22 protein-coding genes are annotated in these 26,810 nt (G+C 40.9%); 14 read left to right on the forward strand and 8 right to left on the reverse strand.

Going from position 1 to position 26,810, the window contains the following annotated elements; genetic code table 11:
- Positions 1–18 precede the first annotated feature (18 nt).
- The 5 genes from dut to D1164_RS18405 all read left to right on the forward strand — a co-directional run bounded on the left by dut (position 19) and on the right by D1164_RS18405 (position 6,086).
- Positions 19–453: a dUTP diphosphatase gene (dut, locus tag D1164_RS18385; protein ID WP_119351368.1), complete on the forward strand. Its 435-nt coding sequence runs from the start codon at positions 19–21 to the stop codon at positions 451–453.
- A gap of 4 nt (positions 454–457) precedes the next feature.
- Entirely contained in the window at positions 458–2,233 is a 1,776-nt protein-coding gene (locus D1164_RS18390) for a tetratricopeptide repeat protein (RefSeq protein WP_119351369.1), read from the forward strand.
- On the forward strand, positions 2,234–3,124 hold the full coding sequence (locus D1164_RS18395) for a DUF4292 domain-containing protein (protein WP_119351370.1): 891 nt from the start codon (positions 2,234–2,236) through the stop codon (positions 3,122–3,124). It abuts the gene before it with no gap.
- Positions 3,125–3,159: 35 nt separating this feature from the next.
- On the forward strand, positions 3,160–4,350 hold the full coding sequence (locus D1164_RS18400) for a murein hydrolase activator EnvC family protein (protein ID WP_119351371.1): 1,191 nt from the start codon (positions 3,160–3,162) through the stop codon (positions 4,348–4,350).
- 149 nt (positions 4,351–4,499) lie between these two features.
- Positions 4,500–6,086: a calcineurin-like phosphoesterase C-terminal domain-containing protein gene (locus tag D1164_RS18405; RefSeq protein ID WP_119351372.1), complete on the forward strand. Its 1,587-nt coding sequence runs from the start codon at positions 4,500–4,502 to the stop codon at positions 6,084–6,086.
- A gap of 169 nt (positions 6,087–6,255) precedes the next feature.
- Here D1164_RS18405 and D1164_RS18410 read toward each other — a convergent pair whose 3' ends face one another.
- The 6 genes from D1164_RS18410 to D1164_RS18435 all read right to left on the reverse strand — a co-directional run bounded on the left by D1164_RS18410 (position 6,256) and on the right by D1164_RS18435 (position 11,261).
- Positions 6,256–6,858, reverse strand: coding sequence for a methyltransferase family protein (locus D1164_RS18410; protein WP_119351373.1), 603 nt, complete (start codon positions 6,856–6,858; stop codon positions 6,256–6,258).
- A 90-nt stretch (positions 6,859–6,948) separates the two neighbouring features.
- The gene (locus D1164_RS18415) at positions 6,949–7,878 is read right to left on the reverse strand and encodes an outer membrane beta-barrel protein (protein ID WP_119351374.1); all 930 of its coding nucleotides are present in this window, start codon (positions 7,876–7,878) and stop codon (positions 6,949–6,951) included.
- A 72-nt stretch (positions 7,879–7,950) separates the two neighbouring features.
- Positions 7,951–9,000, reverse strand: a complete 1,050-nt coding sequence (locus D1164_RS18420) for a hypothetical protein (RefSeq protein WP_119351375.1) — start codon at positions 8,998–9,000, stop codon at positions 7,951–7,953.
- 1 nt (position 9,001) lies between these two features.
- Positions 9,002–9,487: an RNA polymerase sigma factor gene (locus D1164_RS18425; RefSeq protein WP_119351376.1), complete on the reverse strand. Its 486-nt coding sequence runs from the start codon at positions 9,485–9,487 to the stop codon at positions 9,002–9,004.
- 158 nt (positions 9,488–9,645) lie between these two features.
- Entirely contained in the window at positions 9,646–10,863 is a 1,218-nt protein-coding gene (locus D1164_RS18430; RefSeq protein ID WP_172594527.1) for an amidohydrolase family protein, read from the reverse strand.
- On the reverse strand, positions 10,860–11,261 hold the full coding sequence (locus D1164_RS18435) for a DUF4296 domain-containing protein (protein WP_119351378.1): 402 nt from the start codon (positions 11,259–11,261) through the stop codon (positions 10,860–10,862). Before D1164_RS18435 ends, D1164_RS18430 begins: the two co-directional genes overlap by 4 nt.
- Positions 11,262–11,472: 211 nt before the next feature.
- Here D1164_RS18435 and D1164_RS18440 point away from each other — a divergent pair, with 211 nt between their 5' ends.
- Entirely contained in the window at positions 11,473–12,963 is a 1,491-nt protein-coding gene (locus D1164_RS18440; RefSeq protein ID WP_119351379.1) for an ASKHA domain-containing protein, read from the forward strand.
- A 170-nt stretch (positions 12,964–13,133) separates the two neighbouring features.
- Here D1164_RS18440 and rlmN read toward each other — a convergent pair whose 3' ends face one another.
- Positions 13,134–14,156 carry a 23S rRNA (adenine(2503)-C(2))-methyltransferase RlmN gene (gene rlmN / locus D1164_RS18445; protein WP_119351380.1) on the reverse strand — a complete coding sequence of 341 codons (1,023 nt, stop codon included), beginning with the start codon at positions 14,154–14,156 and terminating at the stop codon, positions 13,134–13,136.
- Positions 14,157–14,299: 143 nt separating this feature from the next.
- On the opposite strand from rlmN, the gene D1164_RS18450 reads away from it, so the two are divergent.
- Positions 14,300–14,833 carry a hypothetical protein gene (locus D1164_RS18450; RefSeq protein ID WP_119351381.1) on the forward strand — a complete coding sequence of 178 codons (534 nt, stop codon included), beginning with the start codon at positions 14,300–14,302 and terminating at the stop codon, positions 14,831–14,833.
- Here the strand turns inward: D1164_RS18450 and D1164_RS18455 are convergent.
- Complete coding sequence (locus D1164_RS18455; protein ID WP_119351382.1) at positions 14,826–16,013, reverse strand: glycine C-acetyltransferase; 1,188 nt, start codon at positions 16,011–16,013, stop codon at positions 14,826–14,828. The two genes, D1164_RS18450 and D1164_RS18455, sit on opposite strands and share 8 nt — an antisense overlap.
- A gap of 324 nt (positions 16,014–16,337) precedes the next feature.
- Here D1164_RS18455 and D1164_RS18460 point away from each other — a divergent pair, with 324 nt between their 5' ends.
- The 7 genes from D1164_RS18460 (at position 16,338) to D1164_RS18495 (ending at position 26,619) form a co-directional block, all read left to right on the forward strand.
- On the forward strand, positions 16,338–16,928 hold the full coding sequence (locus D1164_RS18460; RefSeq protein ID WP_119351383.1) for an RNA polymerase sigma-70 factor: 591 nt from the start codon (positions 16,338–16,340) through the stop codon (positions 16,926–16,928).
- A 146-nt stretch (positions 16,929–17,074) separates the two neighbouring features.
- Positions 17,075–17,665, forward strand: a complete 591-nt coding sequence (locus D1164_RS18465) for an RNA polymerase sigma factor (protein WP_119351384.1) — start codon at positions 17,075–17,077, stop codon at positions 17,663–17,665.
- A gap of 539 nt (positions 17,666–18,204) precedes the next feature.
- Complete coding sequence (locus D1164_RS18475; RefSeq protein WP_119351386.1) at positions 18,205–19,227, forward strand: FecR family protein; 1,023 nt, start codon at positions 18,205–18,207, stop codon at positions 19,225–19,227.
- Between the two features lie 146 nt (positions 19,228–19,373).
- Complete coding sequence (locus D1164_RS18480) at positions 19,374–22,736, forward strand: TonB-dependent receptor (RefSeq protein WP_119351387.1); 3,363 nt, start codon at positions 19,374–19,376, stop codon at positions 22,734–22,736.
- 25 nt (positions 22,737–22,761) lie between these two features.
- The gene (locus tag D1164_RS18485) at positions 22,762–24,369 is read left to right on the forward strand and encodes a RagB/SusD family nutrient uptake outer membrane protein (protein WP_119351388.1); all 1,608 of its coding nucleotides are present in this window, start codon (positions 22,762–22,764) and stop codon (positions 24,367–24,369) included.
- Between the two features lie 202 nt (positions 24,370–24,571).
- A complete protein-coding gene (locus D1164_RS18490) occupies positions 24,572–26,197 on the forward strand; it encodes a right-handed parallel beta-helix repeat-containing protein (protein ID WP_119351389.1) in 1,626 nt (541 codons plus the stop codon).
- A 20-nt stretch (positions 26,198–26,217) separates the two neighbouring features.
- The gene (locus D1164_RS18495) at positions 26,218–26,619 is read left to right on the forward strand and encodes a glycoside hydrolase domain-containing protein (protein ID WP_119351390.1); all 402 of its coding nucleotides are present in this window, start codon (positions 26,218–26,220) and stop codon (positions 26,617–26,619) included.
- Positions 26,620–26,810: the final 191 nt, after the last annotated feature.

Consider the following 26,810-nt stretch of genomic DNA (forward strand, 5'->3'; position numbering starts at 1 on the left):
GTCTTTAAAAAAAGATAGATGTTTATTAAAATAGTAAATGAATCGAACAATCCATTACCGCATTACAGCACTGAAATGTCGGCAGGAATGGATTTGCGTGCATTTTTGCAGGAGCCAGTTGTTCTAAAACCTCTGGAAAGGAAATTGATTCCCACCGGTTTGTATATCGAGTTACCGAAGGGATTTGAAGCACAAATAAGGCCCCGCAGTGGTTTGGCTATTAAAAAGGGCGTGACCGTATTAAATACTCCCGGAACCATTGATGCCGACTACCGGGGCGAAATAAAGGTGATACTCATTAACCTTTCGCAGGAAGATTTTGTTATCGAAAACGGCGAACGTATTTGCCAGATGGTAATTGCCACTCATGAGACAGTGGAATGGAATTTGGTAGAAGAGCTGAACGAAACACAAAGAGGCGCCGGTGGTTTTGGCCACACCGGGAAAAATTAGAAGGATGAAAAATACGATGATAAAGTGGTTGTTTATTTTCCTGCTTTCGGTATTTATTTTTGCCTGTTCGGCAACAAAAACTACCGTTGACACGGAAGAAGAACCTGAAACAACAGAAGTTAAAGTTGACGAAAAGGAAGTTGAACTGGAAGAGCAGAAGCAAAAACAGTTTGAATATTTGTTTGTGAATGCCTTGCAGGAAAAGGCTTTGGGTAATACTCAAAAAGCGGTTCAACTTTTGTCGGGATGTCTGGAAATTGATCCCAAATCATCGGCCGCTATGTACGAACTGGCTACCCTTCATGCCGGAAACAATGATTTGACAAGTGCATCTCTTTTACTGGAAAAAGCCATTAATCTGAATCCTGAAAATAAGTGGTACAAGTTGTTACTTGCCCAGATTTATCAGCAAACACGTCGGTTTAATGAGGCAGCTGATATTTATGATGAACTCCTTCAGAAGGATAACGAAAACCTGGAATACCTGTACATGAAAGCGGCATTGCTTACCAATGCAGGAAAAGTGGAAGAAGCGGTGGCTGCCTATAATAAGTTGGAAGAAAAAGTAGGTGTTAACGAACAGATATCAGTAGCAAAACAACAATTGTTTGTTAAAGACGGACAGGTTGAAAGGGCATTTGAAGAAATAGAAAAGCTTATTGAATTTGATCCCCAGGAGCCAAAGTATTACGGTTTGATGGCCGATCTTTTTCAAAATCAGGGCGACTCGGTGAATGCCATGAAATATTACCGGAAAATACAGGAAATAGACCCGGAAAACGGATTTGTTCACTTCTCTTTGGCAAACTATTACCTGCATAACGGCCAGGAAGAAAAATCGTTTGATGAGACCAAAAAAGGGTTTCGAAGCGACCAGGTCGACCTCCAGACCAAGCTTCAGCTTTATATGATGCTAACTTCCAATCCTGCCGATCCAAACCTAACACCGGAGCAGGAAAAAGAACTGATTGATATTTTGCTTGAAGTTCATCCCGATGAATATCTTGTACATACAGTTCGGGCAGAGAGTTTCCTGAAGAACGGGATGTTGGAGGAAGCCCGTTCAGCGCTTCTAAAAGCCCTCGATATTGAAAAGAATGATTACATGCTGTGGGAGAGGGTGCTTTTTATAGATAATGATTTGCTGGACTGGCAAAGTTTGCAGGAGCACAGTAACCAGGCCATGGAATTGTTTCCCAACCAGCCTCAGGTTTATTTCCTTAATGCAGTGGCTTGTTTACAACTGGAAAAATATGAGGAAACAGTGGAGGTTACTGAAGAAGGGTTGGTTTATGTGGTAGACAACAAACAAATGGAAGGCCGGTTTTTGATGCTGAAAGGCGAGGCTCTTTATAAAATGGGGAAAATGGATGAAGCTTTTGAGTTGTTCGATGAATCGGTAGAGTTGGACCCCGACAACCACATTGCCCTGAACAATTATTCCTACTACCTTTCACTGGCTGAACGAAATCTTGACAAAGCCGAAAGGATGAGCGGGAAAGTGATTGAACGGTTTCCGGATAATCCTACTTACCTCGATACCTACGCCTGGGTACTTTTTAAAAAGGGCGAATACAAACTGGCACGGTTTTACATGGAATCGGCTATTAAAAACGGTGCAGATGAAAATGCAACCCTGCTGGAACATTACGGCGATATTCTGTTTAAACTTCAGCAGGCAGAAGAAGCCCTTAAATACTGGCAAAAGGCCATGGAGTTGGGTGGCGGTTCCAAAATACTGGAACGAAAAATAAGCGAACGAAATTATTTGGAAGAATAGATGAAGAGGCAGGTAGCAGGTAAAAAGAGCAGGTTTATTTTGTTGTGGGTCATGGTAGTGGCAGTCGGTTTTTCTTCTTGCCGCACGGCTCGCGATGTAACAACCGGCAGAGTGAGGCCGCTCGCTCCGGAAAAGCTTCTGAAAGAGGCGGAGCAAAATGCTTTCGATTATAACGATTTATCCATTCGTCGTATAAACTGCCAGTTTTCAAACAGTGAATCCAAAACCAATTTCCGCATTAATCTGAAAGCGTTAAAAGATGAGAAAATTCTGGCAGCTATCAGTAAAATGAATATTCCTGTAGGGCGTGTTTTGCTGACACCGGACAGTGTAAGATATGTAAATTACCTCGACAGAAACTACTTTTTAGACGATTACACATTCTTAAGCAAGTTTTTGAATTTCAACATCACTTTTGAGACCATTCAGTCGATCATTTCCAACAATATATTTTCATACCAAAACCACTCACAAGACGATGTATTTCAAAATTTTGATTCTTCGGTTGAAAATGGAAAATATGTACTGAAATCTGCTGATCGTCCCGGCATTTTTAAACGGGCGCGGATGAGAAATAATTCTCCGGGAAGAAATTCGGGAATATTTAATCAGGAAAGCACAGTTTCTCAAAAAATGGTTTTTAACCCACGGAATTTTGCTTTGGAAGAATTGGTTGTTGATGACCGGGTAAATGACTGGAAAATGGAAGTAGCCTTCAGCGATTTTGTAAAAGTGGAAAAGAAAAATTATCCCGGATTTATCCATATTAAAATGACTTCGCCGGATGATATTATTGAGTTGAAAATCAAATTGAACGGCTTTTCTGTAGAAGAGATTGATGCCATTGAATTGAATATCCCGGATAAATATGAAGAGATTAGTGTGAATTAAATTAGGGACTAATAAAGACGACAATTCATTAGGATATGAGGACACTGGTACTGGCGGGCATATTTATACTTGTTCAGGCTTCCACGCTGGCACAGTCCCTTTCCGATTTACAGCAGAAAAGACAGAATACGGCGAAGGAAATTGAGTACACTACACGCCTTCTAAGCCAGGTACAGCAGGAAGAAAAGGCTTCTATTGGCCGGTTACAGCTTATAAACAATAATATAAATCAGAGAAATACATTGATTTCAGGGCTGAATGCTGAAATGAAGCTCTATTTGGAATCCATAGAAAACAACAACCTGGCGGTAGAATTGCTTTCCGAAGATTTAGAAAAGCTGAAAACAGAATATGCCCAGCTTATCAGAATAATTTACCTCAACAGAAATGTTGGAAACCAGGTTTTATTTTTGCTTTCGGCTGATAACTTCAACCAGGCATACCGACGGTTTTTATATATGAGGAGGTATGCCTCATTCCGAAAAGAGCAATCGGCTACCATACAACTACTTCAAAAGCTGCTCCATGAAAAAGTTGGAAGGCTGGAACAATTGAGGACGGCACGTCGCACATTACTTGAAGAAGCCCGGCTTGAAACAAAAAAGTTGGCAGAGGAAAAGACCCGGCAAAATCTGGAAATAGGGGAATTGAAAAGAAAACAACAAGACCTGAAACAAACGCTGGAACAACAGCGCCGGGTGGAACAACAACTTGAGCGGGAAATTAACCGGATAATTGAAGAGGAGGCAAATAAAAACAGGGAAGCCGGAGAACCGGCCTTTGCCCTGACCCCGGAACAAAAACTTGCGGGTGCTAATTTCGAACAAAATAAACAAAGACTACCCTGGCCGGTAGAAAGAGGCATTATTGCCGAACGTTTTGGTATTCACCGGCATCCGGTACTGGAATATGTACAGGTTAGAAATAACGGGGTTGATATTGCTACCGAGCCCGGGGCTAAGGTAAGAGCTGTTTTTGATGGGGAGGTGAGCCGGGTTTTTGGTATTACCGGTGGTAACACAGCGGTGATTATTCGCCACGGACAATACCTTTCGGTGTATTCAAACCTGCAGGAAGCGGTTGTAAAAAAGGGTGACAGGGTTTCTACCAAACAGGTTATCGGAACTGTTTTTACTGATTACGACGATGGTAATAAATCCGTTTTGAAATTTCAAATTTGGCGCGAAAACCAAAAGTTGAATCCGGAGGAGTGGATAGGAAGGTAATTTTAAAGGATATTTAATTCTTATTGCTAAACCAAAAGATGTTGTAAATAGTTACATCTTTACAGTACATATCAGCGGTTTAGATTATTACACATGATTGAAAGAGCGAAATTGATGTTTAATTACACGAAATTGAAATAACTAATATCATGAGAAATTTTTCGGTTAAATTAATGGCGGCCCTTTTTATCCTATTGTCTGGTTTGCTGCAGGAGTTGGCAGTTTATGCACAGGAAAATTCCGGTATTCGGGGCATTGTTTTTCACGACAAAAACGGAAATGGCGTTTACGATTCCGGACAGGACAAACCACTTAAGGCAGTGGCTGTTTCCAATGGCCGCGATGTGGTTGTTACCGATCGAAATGGCAAATATGAACTCCCTTTGAGGGACAACGCTGCAATTTTTGTTGTGAAACCGCGTAACTGGAAAGTTGCGGTAGATGAAAAACAAATTCCCCGTTTTTACTATATGAACAGTTCCGGAGGTATTTCCGGAACTAAGTTTGAAGGTTTATCGCCGACCGGACCGTTACCCGAATCAGTTGATTTTCCGCTTTATCCGCAGAAGGAACCGGATAGCTTCGATGTGTTGGTTTTTGGTGATACACAGCCCCGTAACAGTAAGGAAATTTATTACATGTCTCACGACGTGCTTCCCGAATTGGTTGATGTTAAGGCGGCTTTTGGGGTAACACTCGGAGATGTCACTTTCGATGATTTAAACCTTTACGATCATCTTACATCAAGCCTTTCCACGGTTGAAATTCCCTGGCGGTATGTGGCGGGTAACCATGACAATGATTATACCGGGAATAACAGTACCGAAGCCCGTGGTGTCTGGTACCGTACTTTCGGGCCATCCTACTATTCTTTCAGTTATGGTCCGGCCCATTTTGTTGTACTTGACAACATTCGCTGGATAGTGGAGGAAGATAAACGCTACTACCGAACCGGACTCGGAAGTGACCAGATGGAGTTTCTTCAGAATGAGTTGAAACGTGTGGATAAGGATCAACTGGTGGTGTTCCTGGCACATATTCCTTTTGAAGGTTCTACCGAGTGGAAAGACGAAAACGAAAAGAAAGCATTTTATGAACTCATAGCAACGCACCCCCGGAGCGCTTCTCTGGTGGCCCATACACACCAGCACTACCATTATTTTATTGACAAAGAGGATGGATTTCCCGGGGAAAACCCGCATCACATGATAAGTGTAGGAACGGTTTGCGGCGCCTGGTGGACAGGAGCTCCCAATGAATATGGGATTCCTCATGCCATGATGTCGGATGGCACTCCAAATTCCTATACATTTCTTCATGTTGATGGGAATAACTGGAAATTAAGCTGGAAAGAGGCAGGTAAACCAGCAGACTACCAAATGCATATAAACGCACCTGATTTTTTTGTTGCGGATAGTACCGACAAAATCAATATCACAGCAAATATTTATAATGCATTGCCATCAGCAGAAGTGAAAATGAGAGTTGGCAAGAACGGAACGTGGGTTAATATGAAAAGAACCCCACAGTCTGATCCGGCCAGGTTGGCAGCAGTAGAAAGGGAAAATCAACTGGGGGAAGTTTCCTGGTTGAAAATGCGGGGCGCGCGAAATTCTGAGCATATATGGGAAGCAGAGCAGGAAGTGAATCTTGAACCAGGGGTTCACGTGATTGAAATAAAGGCGAAGGACGATTGGTTCGAATACAAGGGAAAAAGGTTACTACATGTCAGATAAAATGTATTATACCAATTAAATATGACTCTGAGCCTTATTCTTCCGTTCTTTTGGGTTTATGCTTCGTTAAAAAATATCGCCGTAGCTATGGCTATGCCTCAATTTTTTGCCTTGCCTAAACCCAAAATAATCAAAACAATTTAAGGCTCACCATCAAATTCAATTGATATTAGAGATACCTTCTGACCTTGCCGAAATAATTGCGGTAAGCTTCCCCGTAGTGTTTTTGCAAAAACTTTTCTTCTTTCAGAATGAAAAAATGGATACTGATTAGGGTTAACACGGCCATTAAAATGAAAAACAGGCTGGAGTGGAGGAGCGCTAATCCCAGAAAGTAAAGATCGACAGAAAGAAAAAACGGGTTTCTGGAAAAAGAGAAAATACCTGAAGTAACAAGTTTACCCTGATTGTGATCGCTGAGGCCGAACCGTAATGAGTGTTTAAAATGGAGTAGGGTAAGCACCCAGAGGATTAGTGAAAAGGATACCACCACTCCTCCTGAAATTTTTAATGCTACGGAAGATGACAGATTTTGTGTAAACCATTCCGGAAGGAGAAATTCCGTCTGGCCAAAAGCCAGATTTATTAATTCGGTTAGCCAAAGGAGAAGCAGCAGTCCAAAAATTGGATACAGGAAAACAAGGTATCGTGCGTTATTCCTTGTTTTTCTGGTTACCCGGATGCCTTTTTTCTTTAAATAAATAACCCGGGCAGCTAATGTGAGGCTTAGAAAAAGAAAACTGAAAAACGGAAAAATGCTCAAAAGATCCATCTCTGGTTTTTGAGCATTAAAGGTAATCTAATTATTTTTTTGTCTGGTCGATTTTTATCAAACCATTCCCCTTCGCCTTGTCTGCAAGGGTTAGATGTTTGGGAACGAAATTCCAAAAGTAACAGGAATCAGTTCCGGCCCGCGGTTTTCTTTAAACATTGGCGTCATTCCGTAGTTTACAAACACACAGAAATCTCCAAATCCAATGCGTCCGGTAAGGTCATATTTAAACGGATTCAGGTTAAAGTTACTGCGCAGTTTTTCTTTGTCGCCTTTGTATTTGAATTTGGTATGCGACCCGATATTCACTCCACCGATAACACCGGCAGCCAGATACAGGCGGGAGTTGCCCATTCGTAGTGGGGTTTTCACTTCCAGTATCAACGGGGCCGTGAGATATGTCAGGTTCAGTTTCGATTTTTTCAGTCCGTCAGGATTTAGAGCCACAGGCATAACAATCCCGTCTCCTCCCTGTTTTTCAATAGTGATTGGCTGGTCGAAGGTGAAATCCATAAAACTGAACCCCAGTCCGGTAACCAGACCAAAATTATTGGCTTCATTTTTAAAAGCCCATTCGGCAAAATTAAGGTTAACAGTTATTGATTTTCCATAATGGAGGTCCATAAAATCTTCAGGTACAGGGGTATTTATAGTTTGGTAGAGTGAGTAATCCGATTGGCGGTACATATTCATTCCAAACTCAAGCCCGGCCCAATGAGGATTGAAACTGCCGGTCCACTCTTTTTTCTTTTCTTCCTTGTCAATTTTTAAATAGGTGCCGTTACTTCCTTCAATTACCCTGAATGTACGCCGTCCTACTCTTACGTGCGTAGTGTCTCCCCAGTCGTCGGTAATAACCTCCACGCCTCTGTCATTGCCTACTTTTACGTGAGTGGTTCTACCGTCTTCAACTACGGTTACCACATTTTTTTTCATCATTTTAACCTTGGTCGTATCATTTTGCGCAAAGAGGTTTAAGGCAAAAAAGCCGCATAAAACCAGTGCTAATAATTGTTTCATTTTTTTCTGTTTTAAAAGTTTTGTTTCTAAGACGGGTAAGTAAGGCGAAAAGTTACAATGAAGAGAAATGATTTATTCATTTTTTGTAGGAATGGAAAAAGCCAGCAAACGCGAATCGAAGTTAAGTTCGGTAATTTCGCCTTCCCGGTTGGTCTGGTAGCTGAATTTTTCATTGGAAATATTGGACACCAGTTTCAGGCCGGCTTTGGTCACGGTGTTCAGCGAGAATTTATTGATGGCGGCTTTTTCTCTAACAACATCGGCCAGCAGACGTTCCTCATTGTATTCGGCTGTTTCGGGCAGTTCAAGATGTGCTACAGCTAATTTTGTATTTGGCTGCTGAACCGTTAACGAGGCTTTGTAACGGTTGATTCTGGTCGGTATTTCAATGGGTTTCCTGGCTATAATTATCTCTCCATTGTTTGGCTGCCGTTCCACTTTTTTCTGCTGAATATGTTGAGATTGGTTTTCAGTTTCCGTTTTTTCCTCTGTCATTTTGGGGACCTTATTTGCTGCAACCACTTCTTGCTTTTTTTCTGCTTTTTCAGGCAGTGTTATGGGTTCAGGAGTTTCATTTTTTGTTTCGGATTCAGAAATGGCTACCTGATTTTTCGGCGCCAGTGTATTTTTGATATTGAACTCAGTCATGCGGTAAGCTAAAAATGCCAGCGCTAAAATGGCTGCCACACGGACTGTCCATAAAAGAACCGTTCTCCCGGTGGAATGGTGATACAACCTTCCTTTATGGGGGAAATGAATAGAATAATCTGGTTGGAGTTTGGTTTTTTCAAAGAGGGCAGCTTCCTTTTGTTTTTCAGGATTGGAAGCAAGGTATTTTTCAAAGTTTGCTTTTTCTTTTTCTGAAAGGTCATCTTCCAGACGGGCAACAGCAGCCTGATTAAATTCTTTTTCCAAATCGAATTTATCTTTGTAGAGGTTTCCCTTTTTATCAAAAGAAATATTTTCCACCTCCACTTTTACATGGCCCGCCAGTTCCAGTTCCTTTTTTAAATCCTGGTTTTCCCGGATGAATTCAATAAAATCGTCCACCAGTTTTTCATCCAGGTTCCCTTCCAGGTAATCGAGGAAATAAACTTCGTAATTATCTCTTGTGATTTCCATCTTACAGCACTGTTTCCATTTTCCCAATATAACTTTTCAAAAATACCCTCGCACGGTAAATATAAACCTTTACCTGCGATTCGTTTAAATGGGCCATTTCTCCGATTTCTTTGTATGAATAGCCTTCGTAATCCCGTAGTAATAGCACCATCCTTTGCATTTCGGGCAACCGGTTTACTGCTTCCTGCAGAATTTCTTTCAAATCGGAATAATTGTTTTCATGGCTTTTTTCCCGCAGGTTCATTTCTTCAGAAAAGACCGATCGTTTTTCCTTACGGATGCGATCGATTAAGGTATGGTAAGCTGTGGTAAACAGGTACGATTTCACCTTCGTCGCATCCACATTTTCCACATTTTTCCACAATTTTTCATAACTGTCCTGCACAATATCTTCTGCCTTGTGCATGTCCTTAATCGTTTTCAGCACAAACCGGTAAAGCCGGTCTGAGTAAAGATCAACTGCCTCGTTGTATTCGCTTACTGTCATTAATTAATTACCTCTCAGGAACACTGTTCAATGCATAAGACGTATATGAGCCCGGGATGTTACAGAAGCACATAAAAATGACATTTTAAATTCGCAATAATGAATATGTAGTGGGAGGGAAGAATTTTGTCTGCTGGTTGGCGGGAAAGGACGTATTTTTAATTGATTCTTTTTTTTACAGGCCCCTGCAAAACTTTTACTTTACTGTTTGGAGTGAATTTCAGGTTCTGCAGATCTACACCGGTAATGAGGTTAATTCCCGGTTTTTTCCCCGGTTCAAAACTACCGAAAAGTTTGTCAATTTTTAAAGCTTTTGCCCCATTAAAACAGGCCCATTCAATCAATTCCTGCATTGTAATTTCAGGAAAATGGTGCTGCAGTGTAATCATTTCCTGTAATAGGGAAAGGTGGTGGTTGGAAGCCAGGCTGTCGGTTCCCAGACAGATATTCAGTTTTTCTTTTTTAAACAAACGGACAGGAGGCAGGTGGTTTTCAATGTAAAGGTTTGAACGGGGACAAAGCACGAAAAAAGTATTTTCCAGGTGGCGGTGTTTTTTTATGACAGAAATATCGTTCTGCTCGGTAAACGTATTGTGAACCAGCAAAAGCTGATTCTCTTTTGGGAGAAAGTGCAGGGTTGTTTCCAGCGAACTTTTCCCTATGGGTTTCCAGTGTGAAACATCGAGCCCCAATGTTTGTTGCAGGTGGTTGAAAATAGGGCCGGCGGCCTCTTTAAAAAATTGTTTTTCCGCCAGACTTTCCTGGTTGTGAATGGATAAAATGCTGTGTTGATTTTGTGCTTTTTCTTTTATCTTCCGGAAAAGTACATCCGAAACCGAATAGGGCGAATGAGGCGTCACCGAGGCCGGTAATCCCAATTCTTTGAACATCGTTTCTGAATGTTCAGCCAAAGAAAAAGCTCTTTCTGCCCGGGAAGGATGAAATCCGAAAGCTTCCACAAAAGTGTGATAAAAAAGGTTGCTTTGCCGTTTTGTTTCGAGTGTGGACCAGGAATTGGAAATGTCGCCTACTGCTGCAATTCCTGATGTTTGCATCCAAAAATCTGCTTTTTTGATAGCCGTGCCATCATTTTCATCTTCAACATTTCGCCATTGGTTGATGGCTGCCAAAAATCCACCCAGACCTGTTTTTTCCGGTATTTTACCTTTCAGATGGGAAAGTTCCAGGTGACAATGGGTGTTAACAAACCCAGGAACCAGAATACCGCTGTAATGTTCCAGCCGGGACTGTTCATGCAGATGGCCGCCTGTGTCAATAACATCAAGCACCGTTCCGTCATCTTCACATATTAAAATTCCATTTTTTAAAGGGGGCTGGTTTCCGGTAAATAAGTAGGTTGCTGAAATTTTTTTCACTTCCGTTTTTTCTGAAGTTCCAATTCCTGCGGTTCCGTTTTTCGGCCTGAATATTCCTGTTCCATCTCGTTGAGCTTGTTCATGGCCTGTCGGTACATTTTTTCGAACTTGCGCGGCTGACTGGCATAAAAAACAAAGGATTTTTCAAAAACGGAATCCTGAACCTGATATTTTTCAAGAATAGAATAGTAGAAATCCACCGAACTGCTATTTTCCACCAGGGTATCGCGATATCTCCGGTTGTTAAAGGCAGCTTCTGCTAAATGAATGTCGGCAAGCATGTCAATCATTTGGTCTTCGTGGATCAACATTTCCGGTTTTTGCACCTGCGATTTGTCACAGGCAAAAAATGCGAGTGAAAGGAACAATAATAGGATACTTTTTATCTTAACTCTCATATCTCTCAATATCTTGGTCTGTTTTTAAACCGGCAGCCAAATTAAAAATTGTTTGCACACCGGACAACAAATCACAAGTTAAAAAATCTAATATGAACAATTTGAGCCTTTAAATAAGATATTCAGGAGGGTAATAATAAATGCCTGGCAGCAAAAACTTTTCGAATTTAGCTAAATTTGGCAACTGAACTTTGGTTTTTTTGTATTTACTATGTTAAAGAAAGTGTGGGTTTCTTTGCAACCTCTCGGTAAAAAAATAATAGTCAACCGCGGGACTCCTTTAATCGATGTCCTTCATGAATACGGAGTGGAATTCCCTTGCGGGGGAAAAGGATCCTGCGGACGTTGCAGGATAAAAGTTTTGGAGGGAGATTTGGAGGCGGATGCTTTTCAATGGCAGAAACTCAAAAATCTTGGTTTGGGAAAAGAATGGCGGCTGGCTTGTTATTGTCAGGTCGATTCGGACGTTACAATTGAGGTTTCACAGTTTGAAGATATTATCCTGGCCGATAATTCCACATTTAGTTTTGAGCCGCAGGAGGGCTTTGGTGTAGCGATTGATGTAGGAACGACTACACTTGTTGTTCAGTTGCTCGATTTAAAAACGGGCTATGTGCTGGATGCCGTCACTGCGGTAAACCCACAGGTGAAATTTGGTGCTGATCTCATTTCCCGCATTCAAAGCTGCCTCGAAGGGAAACAAGAGGAAATGCAACAGCTCATTCGTCGAAAAACGGGGCAAATGATTCGGTCTGTTCTAAAAAAACATCCGGTGGATGTTTCGAAAGTGGTGATGGTAGGGAATACGGTGATGCACCATATTTTTTCAGGACTGGATGTTCACCCGCTTTCGTACTACCCGTTTGAATCGCCTGGCTTGGGCGGGCAGAAATTTACATCGGCACTTCTTGGCTGGGACCTGCCGGAAAAGGCAGCAATCTGTTTTTATCCGTCGATTGGTAGTTTTGTCGGCAGCGATATTCTGGCCGGAATTGCTGCCACCAAAATGTTCGAACGCGAAAAATTTACTGTCCTGATTGATTTGGGGACCAACGGTGAAATTGTACTGGGCAATCGCGAAAAAATTATTTGCGCATCCACGGCTGCGGGGCCGGCATTTGAGGGAGCAAAAATCAGTCAGGGAATGCGGGCAGTTACCGGAGCCATTTCTTCGTTAACCATAAAAAACGGGCAGTTTAGTTGTCATGTTATCGGGAACGTAGAGGCCAAAGGAATTTGTGGCAGTGGATTGATTGATGCGATGGCGGTTTTACTTTTGAAGGAAAAAATCGGACTATTTGGTGAAATCAATTCAGGGGATGAAAAGGTAGAACTGGCTTCCGGTGTTTTTCTTACCCAGCAGGATATTCGTGAGTTTCAACTGGCCAAGGCAGCCATTGCTGCCGGGCTGAAAATTTTGCTGAACAGGTTTGGGATTACATTCAATGAGGTTGATAATGTGTTTGTTGCCGGTGGTTTTGGAAGCTTTCTTAACCTGCAAAATGTTATTCAAACCGGCTTAATTGAAACCAGTGAAGATAAGATGGTAAAAATGGGAAACACCGCCCTCATTGGCGCCAAAATGTTTTTGTTTGAAGAGGAGCAATTCATTCAAAATATTTTGAGAAAAGTTACACATATTAATCTTGAAGGTGACCCGGCATTTCAGGATATTTATGTGGAGAAGCTGATATTGGGTTGATATTTTTTGAGGACTAAATCCAGGTATTTTTTTTGTTACCAGAGAAAATACTCTTTCAGGAAAAAGCAACGTGAATACTATCTTTAAAAACCTTTGTCAACACTAATTTGGTAACTGACAGAACTGAGTGTTGCAAGAGGACAAACTACAGGGAAAGTATTGCCGGTTTTTTAAGATGAACTTAGTTCCTTGGTAGATAACAACCCGCACGCAGCATAAATATCCTGCCCCCGGGAGGCGCGGATGGTGGTAAGGATGCCTTTTTTGTTCAGCATGTCTTTAAAATGGCGGATGGTTTCTTCACCCGGACTTTTCAGTGGTGTGCCGGGAACCGGATGAAAACGGATAAGGTTTATGCGGCATTTGAGTCCTTGTAATAACCGGGTCAATTCATTTATGTGACGCGTAGAGTCGTTCAGCCCTTCAAACAAAATATATTCGAACGACACGCGCCGTTGCCGTCCAAAGTCCCAGCTTTTGATCTCGTTTACCACTTCTTCTATCGGGTAGGCAACCTCCACGGGCATCAATTGTCGACGTTCGTCGTTGAACGGAGTGTGCAAACTTACAGCAAGATGTGCTTCGCATTTTTCAAGGAAGGTGAGCATGCCGGGAATAATTCCTATCGTGGAAACTGTAATCCTGCGCGGGCTCATGGCAAAACCCCATTCAGAAGTGAGAATTTCGATACTCTTCAGAACCTCTTCCAGGTTATCAAAAGGTTCGCCCATGCCCATATACACAATATTGGACACCTCACCGGCTTCATCAATGCTTTTAATCTGATTAATAATTTCTCCTGCCGACAATTGTCCCTGAAACCCTTGTTTGGCGGTATAACAAAACAGGCAGCCCATTTTACATCCAACTTGTGAACTAACGCAAACAGTTTTTCGGTCGCGTTCGGGGATCATTGCTGTTTCAATAAATTTATGTTGAATGGTAGGGAATAAGTACTTTTTTGTACCATCGGTACTTTTCTGAACTTTAGTCGGACTTATCAACCCAAACTCAAATTTTTCATTCAGCAGTTCTCTTGCTTTTTTGGAAAGATTGGTCATTTCGTCAATCATCGAAACGTCTTTTTTATATAGCCAATCAGCTATTTGCCGGGCTGTAAATGGGGGCAGGTTCAGGCTTTTTGCAACCTGCTGCAATTCTGTAATCGTCTTTCCAAAAAGCTTTTCCTTCATCACAAATAATTTGGGACAAAGATAGGGGAAAATCGGTAAAACTATTATTTGCCGGGCATCCCGGAATCAGCCGGGGATAGTTTTGTATCCGCTTTTCTCTTTTAAAAAAAAAGTGGATATTTGAATGATTTGAAATTAAAGTAATGAAACAGTTTCTTATTATTCTGGCAATGTTTTTCTCTTTTTTTTCGGAGAAACGTACACCTGGCGTGAGCTTGTTTTTGGAGGATAGTTCAGGGACCGAAACGGTTGCTTTTCAGCAGACAGGAGAGCAGGGGAAAGCATCGTTTGGCTTTTTGGATGGAGGAAGTTACAGGCTGTTGGTTGAGTTTCCTCAGCAAAATGGAAAATGGGTGAAAGAAAAACGCAGGCACAGTATCCTCACAAAAGCAGCATACAATTCTAGGAATAATACCTATTATTATCAGGGGAAGGAGGGCTATTTTTCACTAAAATTCAGTGGGTTGAAAAAGATAGATCAGGAGAATTTTCGCCCTGTTTTTCGGGAAGTGAGGCTGGAAGAGGATATTCAAATTAATGTATTACAATTTCAGGCCCTGAAAAAGGGAGGACAGATCAATATCTCAGTAAGAACTCTTACTGCGGCCCGGTTTAAAAAGAAAGTGGAAAAAGCCGAAAATGATATTTCTATGCTTTCAGTACCCGGAATTAAATGATATTCAGATTTTTTCCTACTTTAATAAAAGCTTCCACTGCCTGATCTATTTCTTCGTAGCTATGTGCTGCTGAAAGTTGTACACGAATCCGTGCTTTTCCACGTGGAACCACCGGGAAACAAAAACCTATCACGTAAACGCCTTCTTTTAACAGCTCGTCGGCAAATTTTATGGCCAGAGGTTCGTCGTAAATCATTACCGGAACAATGGCTGTATTTCCTTTTACCAGGTCAAAGCCGGCTTTTTTCATTTTGTTTCTGAAATATTTGGCATTTTTCATGGTTTTGGCCGGAAGGGAACCAGATGCAGAAAGTATTTCCAATACTTTCAGGGTAGCTCCTACTGTAGCAGGGGCCAACGTGTTGGAGAAAAGGTACGGACGCGATCGTTGCCGCAGCATTTCAATGATTTCTTTTCGCCCCGAAGTACAACCTCCGTTACCACCTCCCAGCGCTTTGCCAAAGGTAGTGGTAACAATATCAATTTGTCCGAGCAATCCATAATGTTCTGCTGTTCCCCTGCCATGCTTGCCAATGTATCCGGTGGCATGCGAATCGTCTACCATCACTAAAGCGTCGTATTTTTCAGCCAGTTCCACAATTTTGGGTAATTTGGCCATATCGCCGTCCATGGAGAAGACACCGTCGGTAACAATGAGTCTGTATTTGGCCTCTGCCGCGTCTTTGAGGCATTTTTCCAGTTCCTTCATATCGGAATGTTTATACCGGAAACGCTGTGCTTTGCAAAGCCGCACACCGTCGATGATGGAAGCATGGTTCAGTTCATCGGAGATAATAGCTGAATCAGTACCAAGCAGTGGCTCGAAAACTCCGCCATTGGCGTCGAAACAGGCACAGTACAAAATAGTATCTTCTGTGCCAAGGAATTCAGAAACTTTTTGTTCCAACTCTTTGTGAATTTCCTGTGTGCCACAGATAAACCGTACGGAAGATAATCCAAATCCCCAGTAATTCATTACTTCTTGTGCGGCTTTTATTACTTCGGGATGATTGGCAAGCCCCAGGTAATTGTTGGCGCAAAAATTAAGCACTGTTTCACCCGAAGAAACACGGATTTCAGAATCCTGTGATGAAGTGATAATTCGCTCCGATTTGAACAAACCCTGTTCTTTAAGTTCTTCGAGGTTTTTTTGCAAGTCGTGTTTTATTTGGCTGTACATATTTTAGAAATTAAATTTTTATCAAAGAAATAAGTAGTTAGTAGACAAAATAATAGTCACACTGCGGGCATATATTTTTCAGGATCTTCTTAAGTGCAAATGGGATTTTGCAAATTGTTATTTCCCAAAGTTTTTTTGCCATTTTCATTTTTACTTTTACCTCCTGCTAATTTACAATACAAATTAATGAAACAATTCTCAGAAAAGAAGTGATAAAAAACAGAATTGATTTTTACAAAATTGGAATTTAGCTACTTTTATATTTCATTTGTCTTTTTAGAGAAAAAATTTGTTTTGCCTTGAAAGCTGACAAACTTAAACGCCTTGAAGAATAAACGAAAATATCCATACAAAAATACTTCAGAAAAGGATTTAATGTCTTTTGAGCAATTATTCCGGTTGTTTTATCCGCGGCTAAAAAACTATGCCTTTAGTTTGTTGCAGAATGAGAACGAAGCTGAAGATATGGTACAGGATGTATTTTTCCAGTTGTGGCAGAATATGGCGGATTTTGATGATGAAGGAAATGGCGGTTCTTACCTTTTTACCTTGCTTAAAAATAAATGTTTGAACTCCTTGAAGCATAAAGTGGTGGAGGAAAAATATGCTGTCCGGTTAGCCAAAAATGAAACGGAAGAGTTGTATCATATCAGTTTTGCGGAGACGAATGAGTTTATCTCTATGGAAGAAAGACTTATGTTTGAGCTGGAAATGATTATTAAAGAAATGCCTGAAAAATGTCAGACTGCTTTTCGTTTGAAATGGTTTGAAGGGAAAAAGATTCGTGAAATTGCCAAAATTATGGACATTTCCACTACTATGGTGGACAAACACCTGGCCAAAGGACTGCAAATTGCCCGAAAAAACATGGATCCGGATTTGTATATTTTCTTTTTGGTCCGGTTTCAGAAATAAGTTTCAGAAAAGAATGAAAAGCATTCAACGATCTAACAGGTTTTAAACAGAAAAAAATACGTATTGGCTAAGTTGTCAGGAATATTATGTATTTGAAAATCCATTAAAATTCGTTTACATTTGTTTTTCAGCTAAAAAAAAACTCATTGGGGAACCAGAAAAATATATCTGATACCAGATTAACCTACCTTGTTAAAGAGGGCGTAAAAGGAGCTTTTCAGGAGTTGTTCGAAAGGTACGCCCCCCGAATTTATCAGTTTTCGCTTTCTTATTTAAAAAATGAGCAGGAAGCGGAAGAGCAGGTTCAGGATGTTTTTTTGAAAATTTGGGAAAAGCGGGAATCGTTGGATCGGTCAAAAAGTATCAAAGCGTTTATTTTTAAAATTGCAGTCAATTCTATCTATGATTTTACACGCCGTAAAAATATTGAGAATGCATTTAAAGATTTTGCCCGTGCAGATTTTGATCTTCAATCCGACAGTACCTGGCATCAGGTAATTTTTGATGAGATGCTGGATAGCCTGGATGTTCTGGTGAAGCAAATGCCAACAGAAAGGCAAAAAATCTTCCGGCTAAGCCGGGAGGAAGGACTGACAAATGATGAAATAGCCCGGAAGCTAAACCTCTCCAAACGTACGGTTGAAAATCAGTTGTATCGGGCCATTGCTTACCTGAAAGAACATTTTAAAACCGAGTCACTACTTGCATTGCTGTTTTTTTACCTGTGGTGCGGTTAACCGGGTGGCACTAATTCGGATTCGCGCAATGAGTTATTTGTTGTGCAGGATCCTGTTTTGCAACAGCAAAACAGGCTGAAAGCTCGAAATAACCCGGCCCGGAGCAAAGAGAAACTTTAAGAAGCAGATAATATGTGAATGCGCTTTTTTTTGACATCCGGCCCCGGCTTTATTTCAATTTTATTATCAGTTTTTGCAAACAATATTTACAAGCTGAAACTGAGCAAACAAAGGCTTTTGGAAGGTTGCCGGCTGTCATCTTTCAGGAGAAATTTCCAATCTTAAATGAGTATATTGTCCATACAATCCGTATTACTTTTAGAAACTGTTTAAAAATCGTAAGAATAAAATATTATATAGAATGGGTTTATGTTTTATTGCACAAATTATAATATTGAAAGTCAATTTATTTTACCCCGACCCTAAAGGGAGTAAATTGATTTTCAGTACACCCTTCAGGGATTGGGGTTAAATCTGAAAATCAAAGCAATATAGTGCCGTGGAATAGAATTTAAACAGTTTCTTAACAGAGAAAAAAAATGAATAATCAAATTGAAAATATAATACGACATGGAAACGCCGAAAATGCCGGAGTAAAGGAGCGGCAAGAGATGTTGTCTCTTTTTCATCAGCCTGAAAAGGAATATGAACTGAAAGATGTGATGGTAAAAGAGTTGAATGAATGGGAGGTTTCTGATGATTCACTTCCCAATATGCACAAAATGTTTTCCTCAATCTGGAGAAAAATTGAAAAAGAAGAACGACAGAATGTTATTAAAACCCGCTACCTGAATGTGGCGGTGCAGATTGCCGCCACCCTGGTTTTGGGATTGTTTCTTGGAATTTATGTTACTTCTTTGTTGAACAAACAGGAACCTGTATTTTACACAGCCCATTCCCCGATGGGGTCGGTATCAGAATGGAACCTGCCTGACGGTACGGTTATTTTTCTTAACTCCGGCTCGGAAATAAAATACAGTGTAAACGATAAAAATGCAACGCGGGAAGTATATCTCAGTGGCGAGGCCTGGTTTCAGGTCGGAAAAGATAAAAAACGTCCTTTTGTAGTTCACACTCCTGCCTATGATGTGAAGGTTACTGGCACCCGTTTCAACGTAAAAGCATATAAAGAAGAAAATAAAGTAACTACCACGCTGGAAGAAGGTGAGGTTACTATATTGGATGAAAATAACCCGCAACTTACCGAAGGCATCATGCTGAGGCCCGGGCAACAGCTTACACTGGCCGGGAATTCAGGATTCCCTGAAATACAGGATGTAAATACCAAATGGGTTACGGCATGGAAAGACAACAAACTGATTTTGGTAAATATGCCTCTGGAAGAGCTGATTGTATTGTTAGAGCGGAAATATGGGGTTGAGTTTGTGGTAAAAGATGAAAGTGTTCTGAATTACCACTGCGATGCCACTTTTCAGGGCGAAACACTGATTGAACTGATGGATATTCTGAAAAAAATGATAGCGATCGACTATAAAATTGTAGGACAAACCATTGAAATAACTGCTGATAAAACCCGAAAAAAAGGAGGAACTATGAAATGAACTGACAGTATAACCCCGTCTGATCCGACCGGGGAAATACCTTAAAAAAACAGGCCGAAAAGTGCGGGAACACCTGTCGGCCCGGATCGTTTCGAAAAATGGTGGCAAGCCACCAATAAAGCTATTAATCAAAACATTTTAAAAGTATGAAAAATTTTTGTTTTACGCCTTTTCCGTTCAACGGGAAAGCAAAAAAATTAATTGTAATCATGAAGCTAACGGTTTTTATACTGTTTCTCACTCTTATGCAGGTTTCAGCCACTGGTTACTCGCAGGCCAACAAATTTTCATTCAGGGCTGAAAACAAGCAGGTAGTAGAAGTACTGCGGCAAATTGAAGAACACAGCGATTTTCGCTTTTTTTTCCTGCGTGAACAGGTAGATGTGGAGCGCCGGGTATCGGTAACAGCAAGGGAAGCAACAGTGGAACAAATTCTTGACGAATTATTCCAGGGGCAACCTGTACAATACGAATTTGCCAACGAAGCATTGATTGTTCTCACCCGTAGTGATAGCCCCATTGGCAGGGTAAATGACTACGGGAGTGGAGATATGGAGCAACGAACTGTTTCTGGTAAAGTGACCGACTCTAGTGAGCAACCATTGCCCGGTGTAACCGTTGTGGTAAAAGGAACCACACAGGGAACAGTTACTAACGCCGACGGGGATTATACTTTGGCCAACATTCCGGATAATGCTATGCTGGTTTTCTCCTTTGTGGGGATGAAAATGAGAGAAGTGGCAGTTGGGAGTCAGATGAGGATTAATGTGAGGATGGAAGAAGAGACTATTGGGATTGAAGAAGTAGTGGCAGTTGGTTATGGGACAATGAAAAAGTCAGATATCACTGGTTCTGTTGCATCCATTTCGTCAGAATCTTTTTTAGATCAACCAGGCAGTTCTTCAAATTCAATAATAGCGGGAAAGGCACCGGGTGTAACAGTCAGAAGAAGTAATGGTGCCCCGGGAGCATCTCCAATCATCCGTATTAGAGGGGCAAACTCCTTGTTGGGAAATAATGATCCTCTGATTGTAGTGGATGGTAACTATGGAAGTCTACCAAACATGTACGAAATTGAGTCTATTGAAATTTTAAAAGATGCTTCTGCAACCGCCATTTACGGTTCACGTGGTGCGAACGGCGTTATTCTGGTAACGACAAAACGAGGTGCAGAGAGAAAGCCAACTTTGGAGTTCCATTCTGACATCTCATTCGATATGGTACCTCAACATTATGATTTAATGGATGCACACGAATTTGCCGAATTTAATAAAAGTGTTGGGGCGTATCCTTTTACTGATGCAGAGATAGCAAAATTTAAAGAAGGAGGTGGGACTGACTGGCAAGACGAGCTTTTGCAGACTGGTTTTTCACAAAATTACAAAGTAATATTGTCAGGAGGTTCAAAAAATATAAGATATTATATTACTCCTGGCTATAATAAGACAACTGGTACTATTAGAAATTCAGAAGCAAGCGGTTATGGCTTAAAAGCTAAAGTTGATATGGATTTAAGCGACCGTCTTACCGTTCAGATAGAATCGAGTGTTAGCCATAGCGAAAATCTTAATCCAAATTTGGCACAGGGCGGAAACAAATCGACAATTCCCCTTATGGCTGCAATAGCATGGTCACCAACCGAACCTATTTACAATGAAGATGGATCATATAATCGTTTGGGAGTGGGTTCGGGCACATTGATGAATCCTGTATTAATGACAGAAGTTAAACAAACGAATTATGACGGGGGCGGCCATGGCGTTGGAAATATTGAATTTAAAATTATTGAAGGTTTGACATTGAACGCAAAAGCCAAAATCGGTTTCTGGAATGGGGGAAGCAGGAATTTTAAAAGCAGAGAATATAACGGTGTAAATGCAAATGCCAGTCAATCTTTTTATGAAAATAAAGACTGGCTGACAAATGCATTCCTGACTTATAGTAAAACATTTGCTAGTCTTCACGACATTTCGGCAATGGTGGGATTTGAACAAAGTAAATCTGAATACCAAAGTGTTAATGCAGTCGCAAACATTCTGCCGATTGAATCTGCGGAATGGCATAACCTCGGTTTGGCTGCACCGAATATAGGAGTTGGTTCTGGTTGGTCTGACAATTCCCTTCGGTCGTATTTTGGGCGTTTAAATTATAATTATGCTTCGCGGTACTATGTAACGGTGAATTACCGTGCCGATGGATCATCCAAATTTAGGGGCGACAATAGGTGGGGGTATTTCCCTTCATTTTCTCTGGCATGGAGGTTTTCCGAAGAAGAATTCATGAAAAATCAGAATGTGTTTCAAAACATAAGAATTCGTGGAGGATATGGTGTCACAGGGAGTCAGGCCATTAGTTCTTATTCTACATATTCGACTCTACGCGGCATGGGCTTCTATTGGGGAGATGTTTATCAATCCGGGTACATATCACAGATCGGTGGTAATCCTAACCTCAAATGGGAATCTACCAAACAATTGAATGCAGGGGTTGACTTTACAATGATAGATAATCGTTTATCGTTTGCCTTTGATTATTATAATAAGGAAACGGTAGATTTATTGGCTCCCATTTCTGTCCCTGCATACGCCGGAGCTGATTCTGAATATGGCCGGACAAATGTGATTTCTAATGTTGGTGCTGTGAAAAATGAAGGTATAGAGGTTAATTTAGATTACAATGCTATAAGAACACAGGACTGGTCGTATAATATTAACCTGAACGGAGCTTACAACTGGAATGAAGTACTTAATTTAGGTGAAACGGATATAATATACGGGCGTTCTTATGCTGCCGGACTGTCATCGACAAGTCCATTTGCATTATTGCCTGGCAAACCCATAGGTACGATTTACGGAATAAAATATTTGGGTATCTGGCAGAAAGATGAGGCGGATGAAGCCACTAAATATGGTGCCTCCCCAGGTGATTACAGGTATGAAGACCTGAATGGAAATTACAATTACGATGCAGAAGACAGACAGGTTATTGGAAATACGAATCCTCCATTTACATGGGGTTTCAATAATCGACTTTCTTATAAAAATTTCAACCTGAATGTATTGTTTGAAGGCGTACATGGACGTGATGTAATGAATTGGGCTTATCTTGTAGCGACAGAACGTATTGACTTTACCCAAACGTATACTCTTCGTGCTGCCAAAAGCCGTTGGACCCCGGATAATTCCGATGCTGAGTTTGCGAGAATTGGGAATAGCCATTTAATTCCATTATCTTCTCAATATGTACAGGATGGTAGCTACGTGAAACTGCGTAATCTCAGTCTGGCATACCGTATTCCCAAAAGTGTAATTTCTTTTGCATCTGTCCGACTTTCAGTAAGTGCACAGAATTTATTGACCATTACCAATTATAAAGGATATGACCCTGAGATTAGCTCTACGAGCGACAATAGCGTTAACGAAGGAGTGGTCGATGCAAACTCAGGTATGGACTGGTTTGCTTATCCGAGTTCTAAAAGTATTTCTTTCGGAATAGCAATTGAATATTAACTATTCATTTTAAAAGTAATTTATTATGAAAAATAAAATAATTTTAGTTTTAATATTATCAGTTATTGGTTCTTTTATTTCGTGTGAATCCAATGAAGATTTTTTAGCGGAAGATCCAAAAGGTCAGTTGTTCGCTGATAATTTGTGTAAAAATGAAGTAGAAATAATGCTGTTGATCAATGGATTGCATGGCATCTGGGATAGAGCTATGATGCGGCCCTATCAAAGTATGGAAATCAAATTTGCCAGTTCTGATGATGTAATCGGTACCGGTAACCAACGAGTTTATTACCACGAGATGGAAGTCAATATGGATATTACTACCGGAGGTGATACAGATACTCAACGGGGGTATGAACGTGCATACAACACCATAAATCAAGCAAATACTATTATAAATAATTATCACAATGCCCGGAATACAGTACCGGAAGCCAGATTGAATGCTTTGGCTGCCCAAGCACATTTTATCCGTGCTTTTACGTATTTCTGGTTAGTGCGGTTCTTTAACAATATACCTTTAATTAAGACTGCATATAATCCGGATCCCGACAGGGAGGTTACCGTTTCTCCTAGCCGGGATATCTATGACTTAATTATTTCCGATCTGGAATTCGCAGAGCAATGGCTTCCCATTATCTGGGATGGTTATATGAAAAACGGTGCCCCAACGAAAGGAGCAGCAAAATCGACTATGGCATTAGTCTATTTACAAATGGCAGGTTTTCCTGTTAACGGCGGTGCTGAATATTATGCAAAGGCCCGGGATAAAGCCAAAGAAGTTATTGATCATGCTGGTGAATATGGTTATGCCTTGCGTGAACATTACTGGCAGGTATGGGATCCGTACTGGGAAGCTTATGAAATTCCGCAGGATGAAGCTATCCTTTGGATTGACCATACTGCAGACGATATTACTGTAAGAGCACCCAACCCCAGCCGTCCCATCGAATTTGGCGGATGGGAATCAATGATTGCGGAATTGGGATTCTTTAACCGTTTTCCTGAAGGCGAACGCAAAGAATTTACTTTTGTTACCGATTTTTATCACTCGAATGGAAATTATTATCATTATACTGATTTGAAAGCTGCGCATCCGGCTTACCGCAAGTTATGGGCAGACAATTTTACTCCCGGTTGGGAATGGGAAAACCGGAACGACCCGGACAGTAAATGGCTTACAGGAATGGATCAAAGTGCCTCATGGTACAGCGGACGTCCTATCATAATGATGCGTTATGCCGATGTATTACTTATATATGCCGAAGCCAAAGCGCGTACGGATGGCCCGGATGCTTTAGCCTACCAATGCCTGAACGATGTACGTAATCGGGCTTATAAAGGTGTAGGTACAACCGAGGCTTCCGTAAGTGGTCTTAGTACAGAAGAGTTTATTGAGCTCGTTGTCTGGGAAAGAGCGTGGGAATTCGCCGGATTTGAATATTCTGCCAGATGGTTCGATCTGCAAAGATTGGAATTGGTAGAAAAAGCTACTACCGAATGGCGTGAGGAACCGGAAGAGAAATACAATCTTAGAAAACCATATACCAAAAAAGATTATTTCCTGCCTATTCCGAGTAAGGAGGTGATATTAAATCCAAATTTAGAAAACAATAATCCTGAATTTCAATAACAGGAAAAGTGAAGTCCAATAGGATGTTGTTTTTATGAAGAAACAAGGACGTAGTCGAAATAATAACGAACCCCGTCCTTGTTTTTCAAGATAATTGAGGTATTGAAATATTAATCGTTGCATATTGCTGGCAAGTAACACAAATTCAGCTATCAATATGACTTGAGAATTACTTGGTTCGTTGTAATATATACTAGTGTATATGAGAAATAAATTAACAGGTATTATTCTATTGTTGATAATTGTTGTGCATATTGGATGTACAACACAGAATCGGTTAAAAAACTATTACATTTCCCCTGACGGGAACGATGATAACACCGGGTTAACCAAAAAAACTGCATGGAAAACCCTGGAAAGGGTTAACCGCGAAACTTTTCATCCCGGCGATGCCATACTTTTTGAATCAGGCGGTACCTGGAATGGTCATTTACGTCCTTTGGGTTCGGGAGAACGGGGAAAGATGATAACCATAAGCAGTTATGAGGAAGGCTCTATGCCTGTTATCAATATAGGGGAAGGTGCAGGAGCGGGTATTTCGCTTGTCGATCAATCGTGGTGGGAAATACAGGGAATCGAAATTACAAGTGGAGCCCTGCCTCAACTGGGAGTCAGGCGCGAGGGAATATCTATTAAAGCTGAAAAGGGAGATTCAATCAAGGGCATTACCGTGCGGGATTGCTATATTCACGATTTATGGGGACAAATTGGCGGTTCTGGTTCAAGTACCATGATTGAAATAAACAGGGTGACAGAAGATGTGCTTGTTGAAAATAACACTATCAAACGTTGTGACAAAATTGGCATCAAGGTAACAGGGAGAAAAAATATTGTTGTCCGTAGAAATTATTTGGAAAACCTTGGTGGTGACGGTATTATTCTACATGGGGCCTATCGTGGGTTAATCGAGTATAATATAGTTGATCAAACTTGTCTTCGAACGGGGGATCCTCATCTGGATACCGGAGACGACAGTCGTTATGCCTGGTGGCCTCATACTGCGGCAATATGGATGTCTCACGCCAAGGAAACCATCATGCAGTTTAATGAAGTTTACAATACAGGCAGACAACCAGGCAACGGCGATGGTCAGGCTTTTGACTTTGACTTTAATTGTGAAAATAATATTCTGCAATACAATTATAGCCGAAATAATGCCGGGTTTTTGCTAATAATGGACAATACCCACGAAAATATTGCACGGTATAATATCAGTCAAAACGATATCAAATTCAGGCCAACTCAACTGGTGACGATGTTTTGTGACACGGCCGAGCAAAATTTGCTTCACAATAACGTATTTTATGTGGATCACGGAACCTCTGATATAACGTACTACTATGGCGATGAATACGGTCCCGACAAGGGAAAAGGAAAGAAAGAAAAAGGAAAGCTTGGCGCGCACTTCAGAAACAACATTTTCTATGCAACAGGTCAGGGGCGGTTCAGAACAGTATATGCACAAGGAGATTCTTTGAACAGTGCCGAATTTAGGAAACTTGAAGATTTTCATAAGCTTTCTCCCCCAAAATACGGGACTAGATTTTTCAATAATCTTTATTTTGGACCTTGGATAAATGGACTGCCTGATGATCCGAAAAAAAATCTTGCAGACCCGATGTTTATTTCAGCTGGAAGCGGAAGATATGGGTTTTCATCGTTGGATGGATATAAGTTGAAATCCGGTTCTCCGTGCTTTAACAAGGCAGTATTTATTGAAACAGGTAATATCTGTGATTTTTATGGAAATCCGGTAATAAATGGATCAACCAATATTGGTGTGTATGAAGAAGTTGATGATTCTAAAGTTTTGAGTAATACTTACTAATAAGTATAAGCTTTAAAAAAATGAAAAAATTGGAGAAATATTTCATTTTGCTGCCGATAATACTGCTTGTTTTATTGTTTGGTTCCTGTTCGCAGCTGGAAGGAAAACGTGCGGTCGATTATCTCGATCCGTTTATTTGCACCCAGTACGACTACGAGCAGTGGTGCCCCACGGCGTTGGTGCCTTTTGGCCTGGTTGAGTTATGCCCAGACTCTTATCCCGGTAGTTTTGACGAAACGCCTGAAAATGTAGCCACTGCCTGGAATGATATTCTTTCAAGAATTCAGGTAAAAGGAAAGAATGAGGAGGATAAAACCGTTTTTTTATGCGGCACTCTACCACACCTGTTTTTGCCAGTGATATTGAGTGATGTGGATGTTAGTTATCACGGCCTTGACCGGAAGGGGGTACAAGTATTATAATAACTATGCTTTTTGGAATTCGTTTCCCGACAAATACCACCCGTCTCACGGTTTTTGTTACACTGTCAAGGGGGAGGGGCAGTACTACAAAAGGAAAAGAAGTTGATTTTAAAACTTCATCAAATATGGAATTGGGTAAAAATTTTTCTGCAAAAATTATAAAGGGAGAGGGAAATATTGCCATTCAGTCT

This window comes from Mariniphaga sediminis, assembly GCF_003573545.1.
Classification (GTDB): domain Bacteria; phylum Bacteroidota; class Bacteroidia; order Bacteroidales; family Prolixibacteraceae; genus Mariniphaga; species Mariniphaga sediminis.